We start from the raw sequence: 13,701 nt of genomic DNA, 5'->3' as shown, positions 1-13,701 counted from the left end.
GAGAGAGGATGAAGAAAAAAAGGTATTATTTATTTCGGATAATTTGGTTCATTAGTTTAGTTTTTTTCCTTTTCTTGACAAGCTCTAACATAATTGTCAGTGCGGTATCTGTTGATTTATTTGGGAATACTCAAATAAATAATGACAGTGGAACGACAGCAGCAACACCCTATCTAAATGTGAGTCAAAAACCAGTGACCTTTACTATTAATGGGACAACTACAGGTGTAGGATTGATAAAAACCGGGAAAAAATACGCGTTGATTTCGGTTCCAACAGAACTATCAAGCAAAGTCGTACCGAATGGAGCAGCGTCTGTGACAACTGCAGTAACGATTCCGGCGGCTGATTTGCCTGTTGGGGGATTGTTGGATTTATTGAATAGCTTAATTTCCGTTCTTAATTTGCTTCCTACTTTGCGGCCAACGATTACGAGTATCAATCAAGCAATTACCAATCTTAAGAATGAAGATTTTGGTACTCATAATATTCCAATTTCAACCGAACAGCTTTCTTCTACTTTACTAGGCGTTAATATCAGTCAAGGACTATTACCAATATTAAGCAGTACATTAGCTACACGACTGAAGGATTTAAAAAATATTTTAGATACGTTGCCGTTAGGATTAGTAGGGACTATTCTTACCTCTGTATTATCTAGTGTGAATAGTTTAATAGCTTCTTTAGAAAATCCAGATTCGACGATTAGTACAAATCTTGTTTCGGCTTCACTCTTAGGAGCCACGAACGTTTCAATTCCAACATTTGTTTCTAGTCCAATAGGTTTAGCACAAGATTACAGGGCAAGTATTCGTGGTGGAATCATTCAAAGTGATGATATCGTTATTCAGTTATTGAGTAACTTTGGTGGTAATACGAATATTTATTTCTCAGCTGGTTCACTGACAATGAAAAGTGATTTGCTGCCTACAAATTTAAACTTCGGAATTCATCCGATCCAAACGGTAGCTGATGAAACATGGAAAGCCTATATTGGTGGCAACAGTAGCAATCCGATTCAAACAGGAATGATTCGAATAGAGGATACTCGAACAATCGCGAAAGCTTGGCAGCTAAAGGTAAGTCAGGCTAGTAATTGGAACAATGGGCAAAATAATTTGAACAATGCCCAGCTAGGTATTTCTTTAGGTTCATTAAATACGAATTTTTCTAACTATTCTGGATTATCTAATCAAAAGGTTCAGGTAACTCCTGATAATCAGGTAACACTGATGTCTTTAAGTAACACCACAGCTTCAGGATATGTAGAAATCCCTTTGAACCAATTTGAGCTTTTTGTGCCTAAAAATACACAGAGACGATCTGGTAGTTATCAAACTATTTTACAATGGACATTATCTAATACACCATAAATGACGAACCCGAAAAATATCTAGTTGAGCACTAGGTATTTTTTTTGCTGAGTTTGTGAAAACTAATTACATTTGTTTTTCACTGTGCTATCATAAATATAGTAATATACAGAAGAAAGCTAAATTATTGGTAAAAAAATTTGTGAAAAAATTTCTCAAGGTTTTATCAAAGATGGTTGAAAGTGGATAGTAATCTGTTATTCCAGGTTAATTTGTTTTGCGGGGATACATTTTTGAATTAAGATTGTGCTCATTTTCATTGAAAAATCATGAGTATAAAATGATAATTGAGTTACAGATTATTTTCGAATTACAAGGGAGGTTTGTCTATGGATACAATAACTAAGGCTATCGCAAAGTTTAAAGGAGGCGTTAAGGTTCCCCACAATAAAAACACGGCAGAATATGAAAGCGTTTTTATGGAACCGCCGAAAATTGTAACTATTCCAATGCAACAACATATTGGAGGTGTTTGTACACCGACGGTAAAAAAGGGGGACACTGTTACAGTTGGGCAAGTTATTGGTGACTCAGAGGCTTTTGTTTCAGCACCAATCCATGCTTCTGTTTCTGGCAAGGTAAAAGGGATCAAACCCATTCTAATGGCGAACGGTCAACTGTGTGAGGCTATTCATATTGCAAGTGATGGGTTACCAGTAGAGTTCCCAGATCCAACACCGATTAAGATTAATTCTAAGGAAGATTTACTGAAGGCCGCACGAGACAGCGGTATTGTAGGGATCGGCGGAGCGGGATTTCCATTGCATGTGAAGTTGAATGTCAAAGAAGATACACCAATTGATACATTGGTGATAAATGGAGCAGAGTGTGAACCATTTATTACATCTGACTATCGCGAAAGCTTGGAGTATCCGGAACGAATTATCGCAGGAATGCAAGCGTTGATGACTTACTTGAATATTGCTCACGGGGTGATAGGAATTGAAAGTAATAAACCGAAAGGGTTGAAAAAGCTACGGGAGCATTTGAATGAGTTAGCAGATCTTGATCCACGGATTGATGTGATGGAGATTCCTTCTTTATATCCTCAAGGGGCGGAAAAAATGTTGGTATATGCAACAACTGGTAGAAAAATTCCACCAGGCAAGCTGCCATCTGAGGTAGGGTGCTTGATTACGAATATCTCGACAGTCTCGCTTTTACAAAGATACATTGAGATTGGGATGCCACTGACCCATAAAAGAATAACAGTTGATGGAAATGTTGCGCAGCCAAAAAACGTTGTAGTTCCAGTCGGTACACCAATTGGTGAGGTTATAAAGTTCTGTGGTGGATTGATCGATGAGCCGAGTAAGATTATTTTAGGCGGACCTATGATGGGAATGGCACAGTTTTCTACAGAATTACCAATTACTAAGCAAACGAATGCCATCACAATTTTATCAGCCGAGCAAAGCTTACCGGAAGAATCTCCATGTATCCGTTGTGGTCGTTGTGTAGAAGCTTGCCCAATGTCATTGTTACCTGTACAGATTGAACGCTGCACACGAAATAATGATGTAGTAGGCTTGAAGAATCTGAATGTATCGGCCTGTATGGAATGCGGTTGTTGCGCATTTGTTTGTCCTGCGGGACGTAGACTTGTTCAATCCATGAAACGAGCAAAACAGTTAGAAAGGGAGGCTGCTCAATGAACAAATTACCTGTATCCATCTCGCCGCACCTTCACTGTGGACGGAGTAGTCGCAGTATTATGTTAGATGTGATTATTGCTTTAATTCCAGCAGTCATCGCGTCGACAATTATTTTTGGTTTTCGTGCTCTTATTTTGATTATAGTAACGGTTGGTGCTTGTGTCATCAGTGAGTATGTAACGAGAAAGATTCTGAAACGTCCAGACACAATACACAATTTGACAGCGGTTGTTACAGGAATACTGTTAGCATTGAATCTACCCGTAACGCTGCCCTTTTGGATGGCCATTCTAGGTGGTGTGATCGCAATTGTAATCGTAAAAGAATTCTTTGGAGGGATTGGACAGAATTTCGTAAATCCAGCAATTACTGCCCGTATCATCTTGATGATGTCTTTTGCTTCACAGATGAGCACTTGGCAGCCACCATTGAACTATTACATGTTTCAACCAGACGTCATTTCGTCGGCAACCTACTTTTCAGCTTCTCAGACCGGACAGCCTATTCCTTCACTACTTAATATGTTTCTAGGAGTTCGAGCAGGAAGTTTGGGAGAGACATGTGCATTGGCTCTTTTGATCGGAGGGGCTTATTTAGTTGTTCGAAAAGTGATTTCGCCAATTATTCCTCTCTGCTTTATTGGTACCGTAGTTATTTTTTCTACTATATTAGGTGGGGATCCTTTGTATCAAATGATGTCTGGGGGATTATTACTAGGAGCTATTTTCATGGCGACTGATTATACAACATCTCCAATTACAAGAAATGGCAAAATTATTTTTGGAGTCGGATGTGGAGTTATCACTGTTTTGATCCGTTTCTTCGCTGCATTGCCTGAGGGTGTTTCCTATGCAATTTTATTGATGAATATCCTTGTCCCTCATATTGAGAATCTAACTATTCCTAAGGTCTTTGGTGAGGGGGCGAAGGTAAAATGAAACGATCAGGTTCTAAAGTAATTTTTACTGATGCGCTTTGTTTATTTATCATTTGTCTAGTCATCACTTTTGCTGTCGCAGGAACACGGGCTATGTTCAAGGAGCGTATTGCAAAGCAAGAATGGGAGCAGACGCAAAGTGTTATGAGTCAGTTGATTAAAGCAGATGATTTTCAAGAAATTAAAGTGACTGGAGAAAATCAAGGCTATAAGGCACTGGACTCCTCAGGTAAGGTTTTGGGGTATCTCTTTGTGACTAAGTCATATGGCTATGGTAGTGATGTAAGTGTTATGAGTGCTGTTGAGAATGGAAAAATTGTCGGGGTAAATGTTTTAGACGCTTCGAATGAAACCCCTGGACTCGGACAGAACGTCACAAAAAAAGAATTTGCGGATCAATTTTCTGGACTTAATGAGACGCTAGAAGTTGTCAAGAATTCTCCTTCGAGTAAAAACCAAGTCGAAGCAGTCACAGGAGCAACCAAATCTTCTAATGCTGTAGCCACATCGGTCAAAGAAGCACTTGCGTTGTTTGAGCAAGTGACTAAGTCAGAGAAATAGGAGGGAGAACTAGTGGAAAAAGAAAAAGCATCAGCTATTTTTAGTAAAGGCTTAATCAAGGAAAATCCTGTCCTGCGTCTCATGTTAGGGACTTGTCCAACATTGGCAGTTACCACATCTGCTATTAACGGTATAGGAATGGGGATTGCAGCGACAGTAGTTCTTTTAGGCTCCAATGTCGTAATTTCTCTCTTACGTAAAGTAATTCCTAACCGTGTCCGTATTCCAGCATTCATTACCATTATCGCGGGCTTTGTGACGGTGGTTCAATTAGTAGTAAAGGCGTTGGCTCCCGCCTTAGATGCAACGTTGGGAATCTATTTACCTTTAATCGTAGTGAACTGTATTATCCTAGGGCGGGCAGAAGCTTATGCCAAAGACCACACAGTACTTCATTCAGCATTAGATGGCTTGGGTATGGGAGTCGGATTCACGATGGCGCTTCTTTGTATGGGAGGAATTCGCGAATTGTTTGGCAGTGGTACCTTGTTTGGGATGCCGATTACTGCAGGAGTGGTTCCGCCGATGACAATCATGCTCTTGCCGCCAGGTGGATTTTTCGTTTTTGGAATGCTGGTTATGGTGGCGAATAAATTAAGTGATCGCAAAACAAAAGAAATCGATTGTACAGCATGTCCCATCGCTGAAGCCTGTACGACAGTTTGTGATGAAAAGGCTGGTGATCAGTAATGCAGATTTTTGTAACGATTTTAGTAGCAGGGATTTTGACCGATAATTTTGTGTTATCGCAGTTTTTAGGTATTTGTCCATTTTTAGGAGTGTCTAAGAAATTAGATACGGCGGTCGGCATGTCATTGGCGGTAACCTTCGTTATGGTATTAGCAACATTAGTGACGTATCCAATATATGCTTCTCTATTGATTCCGTTGGGTTTGGATTATTTACAGACAATCGTTTTTATTTTAACAATTGCCGCATTGGTGCAGCTAGTAGAGGTTGTGATGAAACGCTACATGACTTCACTTTACAATGCATTAGGCATCTATTTACCTTTAATCACCACAAACTGTGCGGTATTAGGTGTAACGATTCTGAATTTTTCTAAAAATTATTCGTTCATACAATCAATGGTCAATTCCTTTGCGGCGGGTGTCGGATTTTTAGTTGCTATGGTTATCTTTGCTGGTGTACGTGGACGACTTGAAGGAAATGATATTCCAGATTCTTTGCAAGGGTTACCCATAACATTGATTGCTGCGGCTATTGTTTCATTATCATTTCTTGGTTTTGCCGGTTTGGCAGAAGGATTATTCCGTTAAGGGGGGAGAAAAAATGACAGAAATCATGATACCCATTGGCATTGTCAGCGGTATGGGATTGATCGCAGGGGTCATTCTTTCGCTCGCCACGATCATTTTTCATAAGCCGGTTGATGAAAAAGAAGAAGCTTTACGAGGTGCTCTACCCGGAATCAATTGCGGTGCTTGTGGTTTTTCTGGCTGTGATGGATATGCAAAAGCAATGGCAGAGGGGAATGCAGGGGCCACTAATTGTACCCCTGGAGGAGCGTCAACACGCCAAGCATTATCAGAGATTCTAGGTGTCGAAGTTGACGATGTACAAAAAATTGCGGCATTTGTCCGATGTAATGGAACTTGTGAGTTTACAAATAGCAAAATGGATTATACTGGGACGACTACTTGCTATGGAGCGAATCAAATTTTTGGTGGACCGCAGGATTGTCGATTTGGGTGTATGGGATTTGGTGACTGCGCGGCAGTTTGCGAATACGATGCGCTTCATATTATTGATGGGATTGCAAAGGTAGACCCAGACAAATGTGTTGGTTGCTTGAAATGTATTAACGCATGCCCTAAAAATTTGATAAAAATGCTGCCAGCAGAAAATACATCAATCGTTTCTTGTTCGAATCAAGATAAAGGCGGCAGTGTCCGAAAAATTTGCGATGTTGGTTGTATCACCTGCAATCGTTGTGTGAAAGCTTGTCCACAAAAAGCCATTAAAATGGAAAATAATGTAGCAGTAATTGATCCAGATATTTGTATTAATTGCGGCGACTGTATAGAGGCTTGCCCGCAAAATTGTATTTTGAAGATGCCAGTAAAAGAAAAGGTTCCAAATTGATTTCTTACTTAATTGGAGACTCTTTTCATTTTCTACTATTCTTTAAAGAAGGCAGGTATTGAATTGAGATTAATAGTAACAGAAAATTATGAGACATTAAGCCAACTTACGGCAGATATTGTTTTAATGAAATGGGCGGAGAATCGCCGTGTGAACTTGGCGTTAACTGCAGGTTCTTCTCCTAAGCGTGCTTATGAGATCTTGGCTGATCGGTTAAAGCAAGTGGACTTTGATAAGAGCTTGGCACATTTTTATAATTTTGATGAAATCACTTTGATGAATCAAAAATACGGGTTGACAATGCAAGCCCTACAAGAAGAGCTATATCACCCGCTAGGAATTAAAGATGAGAACATTGAAGTTTTAGACGCAGAGAACTATCAGATTTACGATCGGAAAATTGCTGAGGATGGCGGTTTAGATCTTGTATTGATGGGAATTGGTAATGATGGTCACTTTTGTGGGAATATGCCAGAATTTATGTCCTTTGATTATGGGGTGTATCGTGTCCCTATTGATCCTGCAGATGAGATGTACAAGCTAATCGATGGGATGACGCCTTATACACCAGGAAAAGAGATGGTCACATTTGGTACTCAAACGGTTCTAGGGGCGAAAGAATTAGTGTTAATTGCTAGTGGTGAAAAGAAGGCAGCTATTATTAAACAAGCTTTAGAAGGACCAATAACAGAGGATGTGCCGGCATCAGTTTTGCGCCTGCATCCTAATTTGACAGTGCTTTTAGACAAAGAGGCTGCAATTTATTTAGATTAAAATAATGTGTTAAGCTTTGAAAATGAAATTCAAATAATCTATAAAAGACTAAAGGGAACCCTCGATAGGTTCCCTTTAGTCTTTTATAGATTCTCTTCGCTTTCTTCCTCTTCTACTGTTTCAAAGTATTGTGAATGAACTTTAACCAATATAATTCCAATCAGGACCATAGCACTGGCAAAATAGAAAGTGTAGTTGCCCCCGAACTTTGTGCCGATCATTCCTGCGACAAACGGTGCTAATGAACCACCGAAGAAACGAACAAAGCTATAAGTAGAGGAAGCAATGTTACGTTTGATACCTGGAATTTCCATCGCGATAGTAGTCATCAGCGTATTAATGATTCCTTGGAAGAAGCCCGCTGCGATTAATGCCGCTGCAACAAGTGTCGGCTGATCCGCATTAATCCCCATTAACAGCAAGCAAATGACAAATCCAATAAAACCAATCATCAAAGTATAGAAGGTGCCAATTTTTCTTTCAAATCGTGTTGCTAGGAAAATTGAGGAAATTGCTAACAAAATTCCCCACCCAAAAAAGGTCATGCCAATTTCCATTTCTGAAAAGTTAGGCATCAAGAAAGGGGCATACGCGAGTAAAGTAAAAAAGCCAAAATTATATAGTAAGGCAATCAAACCGATAGAGCGTAATTTATGATTTTTTAAAGCTTTAGCACCGGCAAAAAAATCAATTTTTTCTTTGGTACTATCCTTAGGCTCTTTAAACATGATTGATATTGATAAAAAGGAGATCAGCATCAGAATGGATACACCAGCAAAAGGCAATCGCCAAGAGACAGAACCGAGTGAACCGCCAACAAGTGGTCCAATTGACATCCCTAATCCCATTGCAGCTTCATAAAGCATGATTGATTTTTCTGTTTGACCGATTAAAACACTAACGATTGCGGATAACGCGGTTGAAATAAATAACGCGTTTCCTAATCCCCAACCAGCTCTAAAGTAGATTAAAGCATTGATTGTATTAGATAATCCAGCAAAAAGAGCAAAAACGATAATAATAAATAGTCCTAACATTAAGGTTTTCTTCATACCGATTCGGCTAGAAACAAAACCAGTAAATAGCATAACAATTCCCGTTACCATCATATAACTAGTAAACAAGAGCGTTGTTTGAGCAGGTGTAGCTTGTAAAGATTTGGCGATCGAGTTCAAAATGGGATCCACTAACCCGATTCCCATAAAAGCGATCATGCAAGCAAATGCGACGACATACGCAGCTTTGCCATTTTCTTTTTCCGTTACTAAGTTTTCATTTAAATTTTCCATTAGGTCACCACTTTCCATTCAATAGTTTAATCATAATATTTATTTGTGTCAATATTTACATAAATAAATTTACATATAATTTATGATAAAAAAACACAGCTTTACTTTAAAAGCTGTGTTAACATGATTATTCAGTAAAATACTCTTCAATTCTTTCTTCTGCCCATTCGCACCAATAGAGTTCTTCCTTGCATAAACGAATCTTTCGTTCAACAATTAATTCTCTTCCAAAATTTTTTTTATACTCTTCTCCAGTGAGATCGTTCAAATTGTTCAGTACTTTTGAGTACTCATTTAATTGCTCGTTGAAGAGTTGTTTGCGTTCCATAATCAAAAATTTAGCAGTGTCACGATCTAATGCGGATATAGTAAAGATTTTTGCCAAGAACTCATCCTTTTGAGACGGTGTAGGACTTTTAATAAGTACCCATTCCTTTACTAATTTTTTTCCCGATGCAGTAATATCATAGACTTTACGTTTTCCGTCAGGAATATCAATAATTTCGATAAACCCTTGTTTGCGTAATTCTTTCAATGTCGGGTAAATCTGACTATGATGCGCCTCCCAAAAAAGATTCAAAAAACGCTTTAATTCATAGCCAGTTAGAGGTGACCGAACAAGCATAGCTAAAACAACGTAACTAATTGTATTCATGACATGCTCCTTTTGTGTGAAAGGTTTCGTTTTTAATTCTTGTTTATTGTATCATTATTTAGATAAATAGCATGAAAAAGAATAACTTTCAGACTTGCGGCGGATGTTTTTTCTTTTTATCTTTAATAAACTTGTTTTAGAGAGGAAGATCGTAATGAAAGTTTTATTTGTATTTGATGACCAAACTTGTTCAAGTTTTTTTGTCTATGACTTAACTAGCGGAGTAAACAGTTTGTTGCGGATTTCTCCAGAAATAAAAATTAAAAAAGTGACACTGGGTGAGTTGTATACTCAAGTGACGATTGAAAAATTTTTAGCCTATTTTTCACTCGCTTTTTCTATAGAAGTAAAAAAATATTTGATTTTAAAAAAAGAAGACAGCCTACTTGGTGTGAAAGAAGTGGGACTTGAAGAAGATGGTAAAATGCCAGTGACAGTTTATAAAAACTTTGTTGCTTTAAAAAATGGTCAACGGTTTACAAAAGGAAAACAACGAATGACACTAGAGGAAATTGATGCTTATATCAGTTATCAAATTGATGAAGATGGTCGAATGGATGTTTTTGAACGGCAAGAAGACATCATTCGATTGATGAAGCGAAAAACAGTGCGTCCTCGTTTATCATCTATCACTAATAATTATGGTACGGTCAAAGAGTATTCCGATAGTAATCTTAATTTAAAAGACATGTTGAAAATGGGTACAGGTTATTTAGCAAAAGGTAGTGCAAGGATGAATAAAATCAATGTACCAGAGCCCGATACTTTTTCCTTAAATGGTGATTTTCCATATTATTTAGATAGAGTGAATTGGTGTAAAAACAGCATAAAACTACGAACGGATTTGTTGAAATAAAAAAGTTATTCACAGGCAGAGATAAAAAAGCGTTTTTATCAATCAATTTAGCCGCTTACAATTACGAAAAAGTTTTTATATCAACGTTTTGTTTAGTTTCACAACTGCGAAACTTTTTTATGAAACTAATATTAGGCTATTGACAATAACCAAATATTAAAAATTAAACTGGATTTAGTATCAAGAATGGAGGGGTAATGATGATTTGGACATTAATAGTAGGTGCTGTCATTGGAGCGATAGGTGGCAGCCTTTCAGGACGTGGAAAGCAGATGGGTTGTCTCTTTAATATTATCGCTGGTTTAGCCGGTTCCTATATAGGTCAAGCGATTTTTGGTCACTGGGGTCCTCATTTAGCAGGAATGGCGTTAGTTCCTTCTATTCTAGGAGCTGTCGTAGTTGTAGCAGTCGTTTCTTTCTTCACTGGAAGACGATGATCATGAATTAACAGAAGTCGATTTTCGGCTTCTGTTTTTTTGTGAAGCTTCTATTGTTTTTCTAGACGTGTTCGTTCAGCTTTTTGACACTCTTTGTTATAATGGATAATGGGTGATAAGAATGATAAAACGAATTGAAAAATTACGTGCACTGATGAAAAAAGAAGTAATAGATGCATACTTAGTAACAAGTCCAGCTAATCTTCGTTACCTAACGAATTTTACTGGAACTGCTGGTTTAGCATTTATCACATTGAACAACGCTTTTTTTATTACCGATTTTCGTTATACTGAACAAGCGAGCGAACAAGTCCAAGGAATGACGATCCTTCAACATCAAGGGGACATTACAAGTGAGATACTCAAACTGATGGAAAGTGAGGGAGTCAATGTTCTTGGGTTTGAAGATTCGTATATCACTTATGCGGAGTATTCAATTTTTGAAGAAGCGATAGATGCTGAATTGGCTCCTGCAAGTGGACTAATTGAAAAATTAAGAGAGCAGAAAGACGCCGGTGAAATCGCCATTATTGAAAAAGCATGTGCCATTGCTGATGAAGGTTTTGAGCATGTTTTAAAAATGATTCGCCCTGGAATGACAGAGATTGAGGTGGCTAACCAGCTAGATTTCTTCATGCGTTCACTTGGTGCAACAGGAACATCGTTTGATACGATTGTTGCAAGTGGTGTACGTTCCGCTTTACCCCACGGTGTAGCCAGTGAAAAAATGATCGAGCAGGGAGATTTAATTACACTTGATTTTGGCTGTGTATATCAAGGTTACGTGTCAGACATTACACGAACTTTTGCGATAGGTGACCCTGGTCAAGAGTTAAAAGATATTTATCAAATTGTATTAGATGCGCAATTAAACGTTCTAGCTGCAGCACAAGTTGGTGTAACTGGTGCACAATTGGATGTCGTCGCTCGGAACATTATTACGGAAGCTGGATATGGTGAAGCTTTCGGACATTCTACTGGACATGGTATTGGCTTGGACATTCACGAAGGACCAAATATTAGCCGTTCCAATGAAGAGCCCTTAACGGTGGGCAATGTTATCACGGATGAACCAGGTATTTACATAGCTGGTTTAGGTGGTGTGCGAATAGAAGATGATCTAGTGATTTTAGCTGAGGGCAATCGAATCTTAACTCAATCATCAAAAGAACTGATTATTTTATAAACTTTTTGCTTTTTGTATCCCTTGTAAAAAACTTAGTGGAAACAAGGCTGTGTTTTTTGTTAAGAAATAGTTTCATTAAAAACGAATGACCTAAACAGAGTAGTGGTAGCGTAAGTAAACAAGAAATGATAAACTAGAACCAAATCTGTAAAGATGGGGTAATAGGTAGATAATCACTTCTTTTGATTATCTTTTAGTGAATTAGGAGGAAGTATCATGATTTCAGTAAACGATTTTAAAACTGGTTTGACTATCGAGGTGGATGGCGGCATTTGGCGCGTAGTTGACTTTCAACATGTAAAACCAGGTAAAGGTGCGGCCTTCGTTCGTTCAAAACTTAAAAATTTACGTACTGGAGCAGTTCAAGAAAAAACGTTCCGTGCAGGTGAAAAAGTAGCAAAAGCTCAAATTGATAATAAAAAAATGCAATACCTTTATGATGACGGAGATAACTATGTTTTCATGGATATGCAGAGCTATGAACAAATTGAGATGCCCAAACAACAAGTGGCAGAAGAAATGCTCTACGTGTTAGAAAACACTGAACTTACTGTTATTATGTATGGTAATGAGGTATTAGGGGTAGACCTTCCTAATACTGTTACTCTAGAGGTTGCAGAAACGGAGCCCAATATCAAGGGTGATACATCATCAGGTGGTTCAAAACCCGCTGTAATGGAAACTGGCTTGACAGTAAATGTACCATTCTTCGTAAACCAAGGAGATAAGCTGATTGTTAATACACAAGATGGCAGTTATGTTTCTCGAGCATAATCGTTTTTGCTGTTCTATTTTGATTAGTTGAAGATTTAGAAACGTCATTAATATTTAATTTCTTATGAATAGAGATTTTTAAATTAAATTAATTATGTATATTCTGTTAGATGATATACGATATCAGTAACGGCCTTATTTTTCTTTAGAGAAATAAGGATATTTGGAGGAATAAGGAGAGAGTAAGATGGCAGATGAAAAAAATTTAGTTTTAGGCGAAAGCCCAGAACTTGGTGAGATTATTATTGCGCCAGAAGTAATCGAAGTAATTATCGGAATTGCAGCCTCAAAAGTTGATGGTGTCTATGGCATGCGTGGTTCCTTAGCTAGCAATGTCACTGAATTGCTTGGTAAATCAGCACACGGTAAAGGCGTTTATCTTAAAAACGACGAAGATGGTTTAAAAGTCGATATCTATTCTTACTTCGATTATGGAACTTCTGTACCAAAAGTAGCGATGGCAATGCAGGAACGTGTAAAACAGCAAGTATTGTTCATGACTGATTTAGCTTTAAGTGAAGTAAACATTCATGTTGTTGGTGTAGTTGCGGAAAAATTGGAACAACCGACTCTAGAAGAATTATTTAATGATGAAGAGGAAAATAATGAGTAAAGAATTGTCACGTCACGAGATTCGGGAAAAAGCATTGCAGGCATTATTTCCCTTAGATTTTAATCAAGAGTTAACTAAAAAAGATGCGATCAACCATGCTTTAAGTATTGATCAACAAGAATTTGTCAGTGATGACGAAGAAGCATTTGTTCCCATCTATCTGGATGAATTAGTTGGTGGAGTTGTCGATCATCAAACAGAACTGGATGAAATTATTAAAAAACACCTGCGTTCTAACTGGACGATTCAACGAATTGCAAAAATGGATTTGATTATTTTGCGACTAGGAATCTATGAAATGTTGTACAACACGCAAGTACCCAATCGAGTAGTTTTAAACGAAGCAATCGAGTTAGCCAAAACTTTCAGTGACGACCAGTCAAGAAAGTTTGTCAATGGTATCTTATCTAATGTAATGAAAGAGATCGATGAAGCTGGGGCAAATAGCTAATAAAGCTATTTTTCCCAGCTTCATTTAAACTATA

General features: G+C 38.0%; 16 protein-coding genes. 14 read left to right on the top strand and 2 right to left on the bottom strand.

Annotated features, from left to right (window positions below; translation table 11 throughout):
• Window positions 1-8 precede the first annotated feature (8 nt).
• The 8 genes from J9537_RS10445 to J9537_RS10410 all read left to right on the top strand — a co-directional run bounded on the left by J9537_RS10445 (window position 9) and on the right by J9537_RS10410 (window position 7,406).
• Window positions 9-1,373, top strand: coding sequence for an adhesive domain-containing protein (locus tag J9537_RS10445; protein WP_218256126.1), 1,365 nt, complete (start codon window positions 9-11; stop codon window positions 1,371-1,373).
• A gap of 329 nt (window positions 1,374-1,702) precedes the next feature.
• Window positions 1,703-3,028 carry an electron transport complex subunit RsxC gene (rsxC, locus tag J9537_RS10440; RefSeq protein WP_218256124.1) on the top strand — a complete coding sequence of 442 codons (1,326 nt, stop codon included), beginning with the start codon at window positions 1,703-1,705 and terminating at the stop codon, window positions 3,026-3,028.
• On the top strand, window positions 3,025-3,966 hold the full coding sequence (locus J9537_RS10435; RefSeq protein ID WP_218256123.1) for an RnfABCDGE type electron transport complex subunit D: 942 nt from the start codon (window positions 3,025-3,027) through the stop codon (window positions 3,964-3,966). Before rsxC ends, J9537_RS10435 begins: the two co-directional genes overlap by 4 nt.
• Window positions 3,963-4,526: an RnfABCDGE type electron transport complex subunit G gene (locus tag J9537_RS10430; RefSeq protein WP_218256121.1), complete on the top strand. Its 564-nt coding sequence runs from the start codon at window positions 3,963-3,965 to the stop codon at window positions 4,524-4,526. The genes J9537_RS10435 and J9537_RS10430 overlap by 4 nt, the downstream gene beginning before the upstream one ends.
• A 12-nt stretch (window positions 4,527-4,538) precedes the next feature.
• Window positions 4,539-5,216 (top strand): electron transport complex subunit RsxE, encoded by a 678-nt coding sequence (gene rsxE / locus J9537_RS10425; protein WP_218256120.1) that lies wholly within the window; start codon window positions 4,539-4,541, stop codon window positions 5,214-5,216.
• Window positions 5,216-5,806: an electron transport complex protein RnfA gene (locus J9537_RS10420; RefSeq protein WP_010745893.1), complete on the top strand. Its 591-nt coding sequence runs from the start codon at window positions 5,216-5,218 to the stop codon at window positions 5,804-5,806. Before rsxE ends, J9537_RS10420 begins: the two co-directional genes overlap by 1 nt.
• A gap of 13 nt (window positions 5,807-5,819) precedes the next feature.
• Window positions 5,820-6,632, top strand: coding sequence for an RnfABCDGE type electron transport complex subunit B (locus J9537_RS10415; protein WP_218256118.1), 813 nt, complete (start codon window positions 5,820-5,822; stop codon window positions 6,630-6,632).
• A gap of 63 nt (window positions 6,633-6,695) precedes the next feature.
• Complete coding sequence (locus J9537_RS10410) at window positions 6,696-7,406, top strand: glucosamine-6-phosphate deaminase (protein ID WP_010745895.1); 711 nt, start codon at window positions 6,696-6,698, stop codon at window positions 7,404-7,406.
• 83 nt (window positions 7,407-7,489) lie between these two features.
• On the opposite strand, the gene J9537_RS10405 is transcribed toward J9537_RS10410, so the two are convergent.
• Together J9537_RS10405 and J9537_RS10400 are read right to left on the bottom strand one after the other, a co-directional pair.
• Window positions 7,490-8,713 carry an MFS transporter gene (locus tag J9537_RS10405; protein WP_218256117.1) on the bottom strand — a complete coding sequence of 408 codons (1,224 nt, stop codon included), beginning with the start codon at window positions 8,711-8,713 and terminating at the stop codon, window positions 7,490-7,492.
• A 109-nt stretch (window positions 8,714-8,822) separates the two neighbouring features.
• Window positions 8,823-9,350 (bottom strand): PadR family transcriptional regulator, encoded by a 528-nt coding sequence (locus J9537_RS10400; RefSeq protein ID WP_010745897.1) that lies wholly within the window; start codon window positions 9,348-9,350, stop codon window positions 8,823-8,825.
• A gap of 154 nt (window positions 9,351-9,504) precedes the next feature.
• Here J9537_RS10400 and J9537_RS10395 point away from each other — a divergent pair, with 154 nt between their 5' ends.
• From J9537_RS10395 to nusB, 6 genes are all read left to right on the top strand, one after another.
• Entirely contained in the window at window positions 9,505-10,206 is a 702-nt protein-coding gene (locus J9537_RS10395) for a hypothetical protein (protein ID WP_218256115.1), read from the top strand.
• Between the two features lie 200 nt (window positions 10,207-10,406).
• On the top strand, window positions 10,407-10,643 hold the full coding sequence (locus tag J9537_RS10390) for a GlsB/YeaQ/YmgE family stress response membrane protein (protein ID WP_035019402.1): 237 nt from the start codon (window positions 10,407-10,409) through the stop codon (window positions 10,641-10,643).
• A 121-nt stretch (window positions 10,644-10,764) separates the two neighbouring features.
• Complete coding sequence (locus J9537_RS10385; RefSeq protein WP_218256113.1) at window positions 10,765-11,829, top strand: M24 family metallopeptidase; 1,065 nt, start codon at window positions 10,765-10,767, stop codon at window positions 11,827-11,829.
• Between the two features lie 216 nt (window positions 11,830-12,045).
• Window positions 12,046-12,603, top strand: a complete 558-nt coding sequence (gene efp / locus J9537_RS10380; protein ID WP_010745901.1) for an elongation factor P — start codon at window positions 12,046-12,048, stop codon at window positions 12,601-12,603.
• 187 nt (window positions 12,604-12,790) lie between these two features.
• Window positions 12,791-13,216, top strand: a complete 426-nt coding sequence (locus tag J9537_RS10375; protein WP_010745902.1) for an Asp23/Gls24 family envelope stress response protein — start codon at window positions 12,791-12,793, stop codon at window positions 13,214-13,216.
• Complete coding sequence (nusB, locus tag J9537_RS10370; RefSeq protein WP_010745903.1) at window positions 13,209-13,667, top strand: transcription antitermination factor NusB; 459 nt, start codon at window positions 13,209-13,211, stop codon at window positions 13,665-13,667. The genes J9537_RS10375 and nusB overlap by 8 nt, the downstream gene beginning before the upstream one ends.
• The last annotated feature ends 34 nt before the right edge of the window (window positions 13,668-13,701 follow it).

The organism is Enterococcus raffinosus (assembly GCF_019175485.1).
GTDB classification, from domain to species: Bacteria; Bacillota; Bacilli; order Lactobacillales; family Enterococcaceae; genus Enterococcus_A; species Enterococcus_A raffinosus.
Note: the sequence above shows the minus strand (reverse complement) of the source record. Positions and strands in the feature narration are given on the sequence as shown.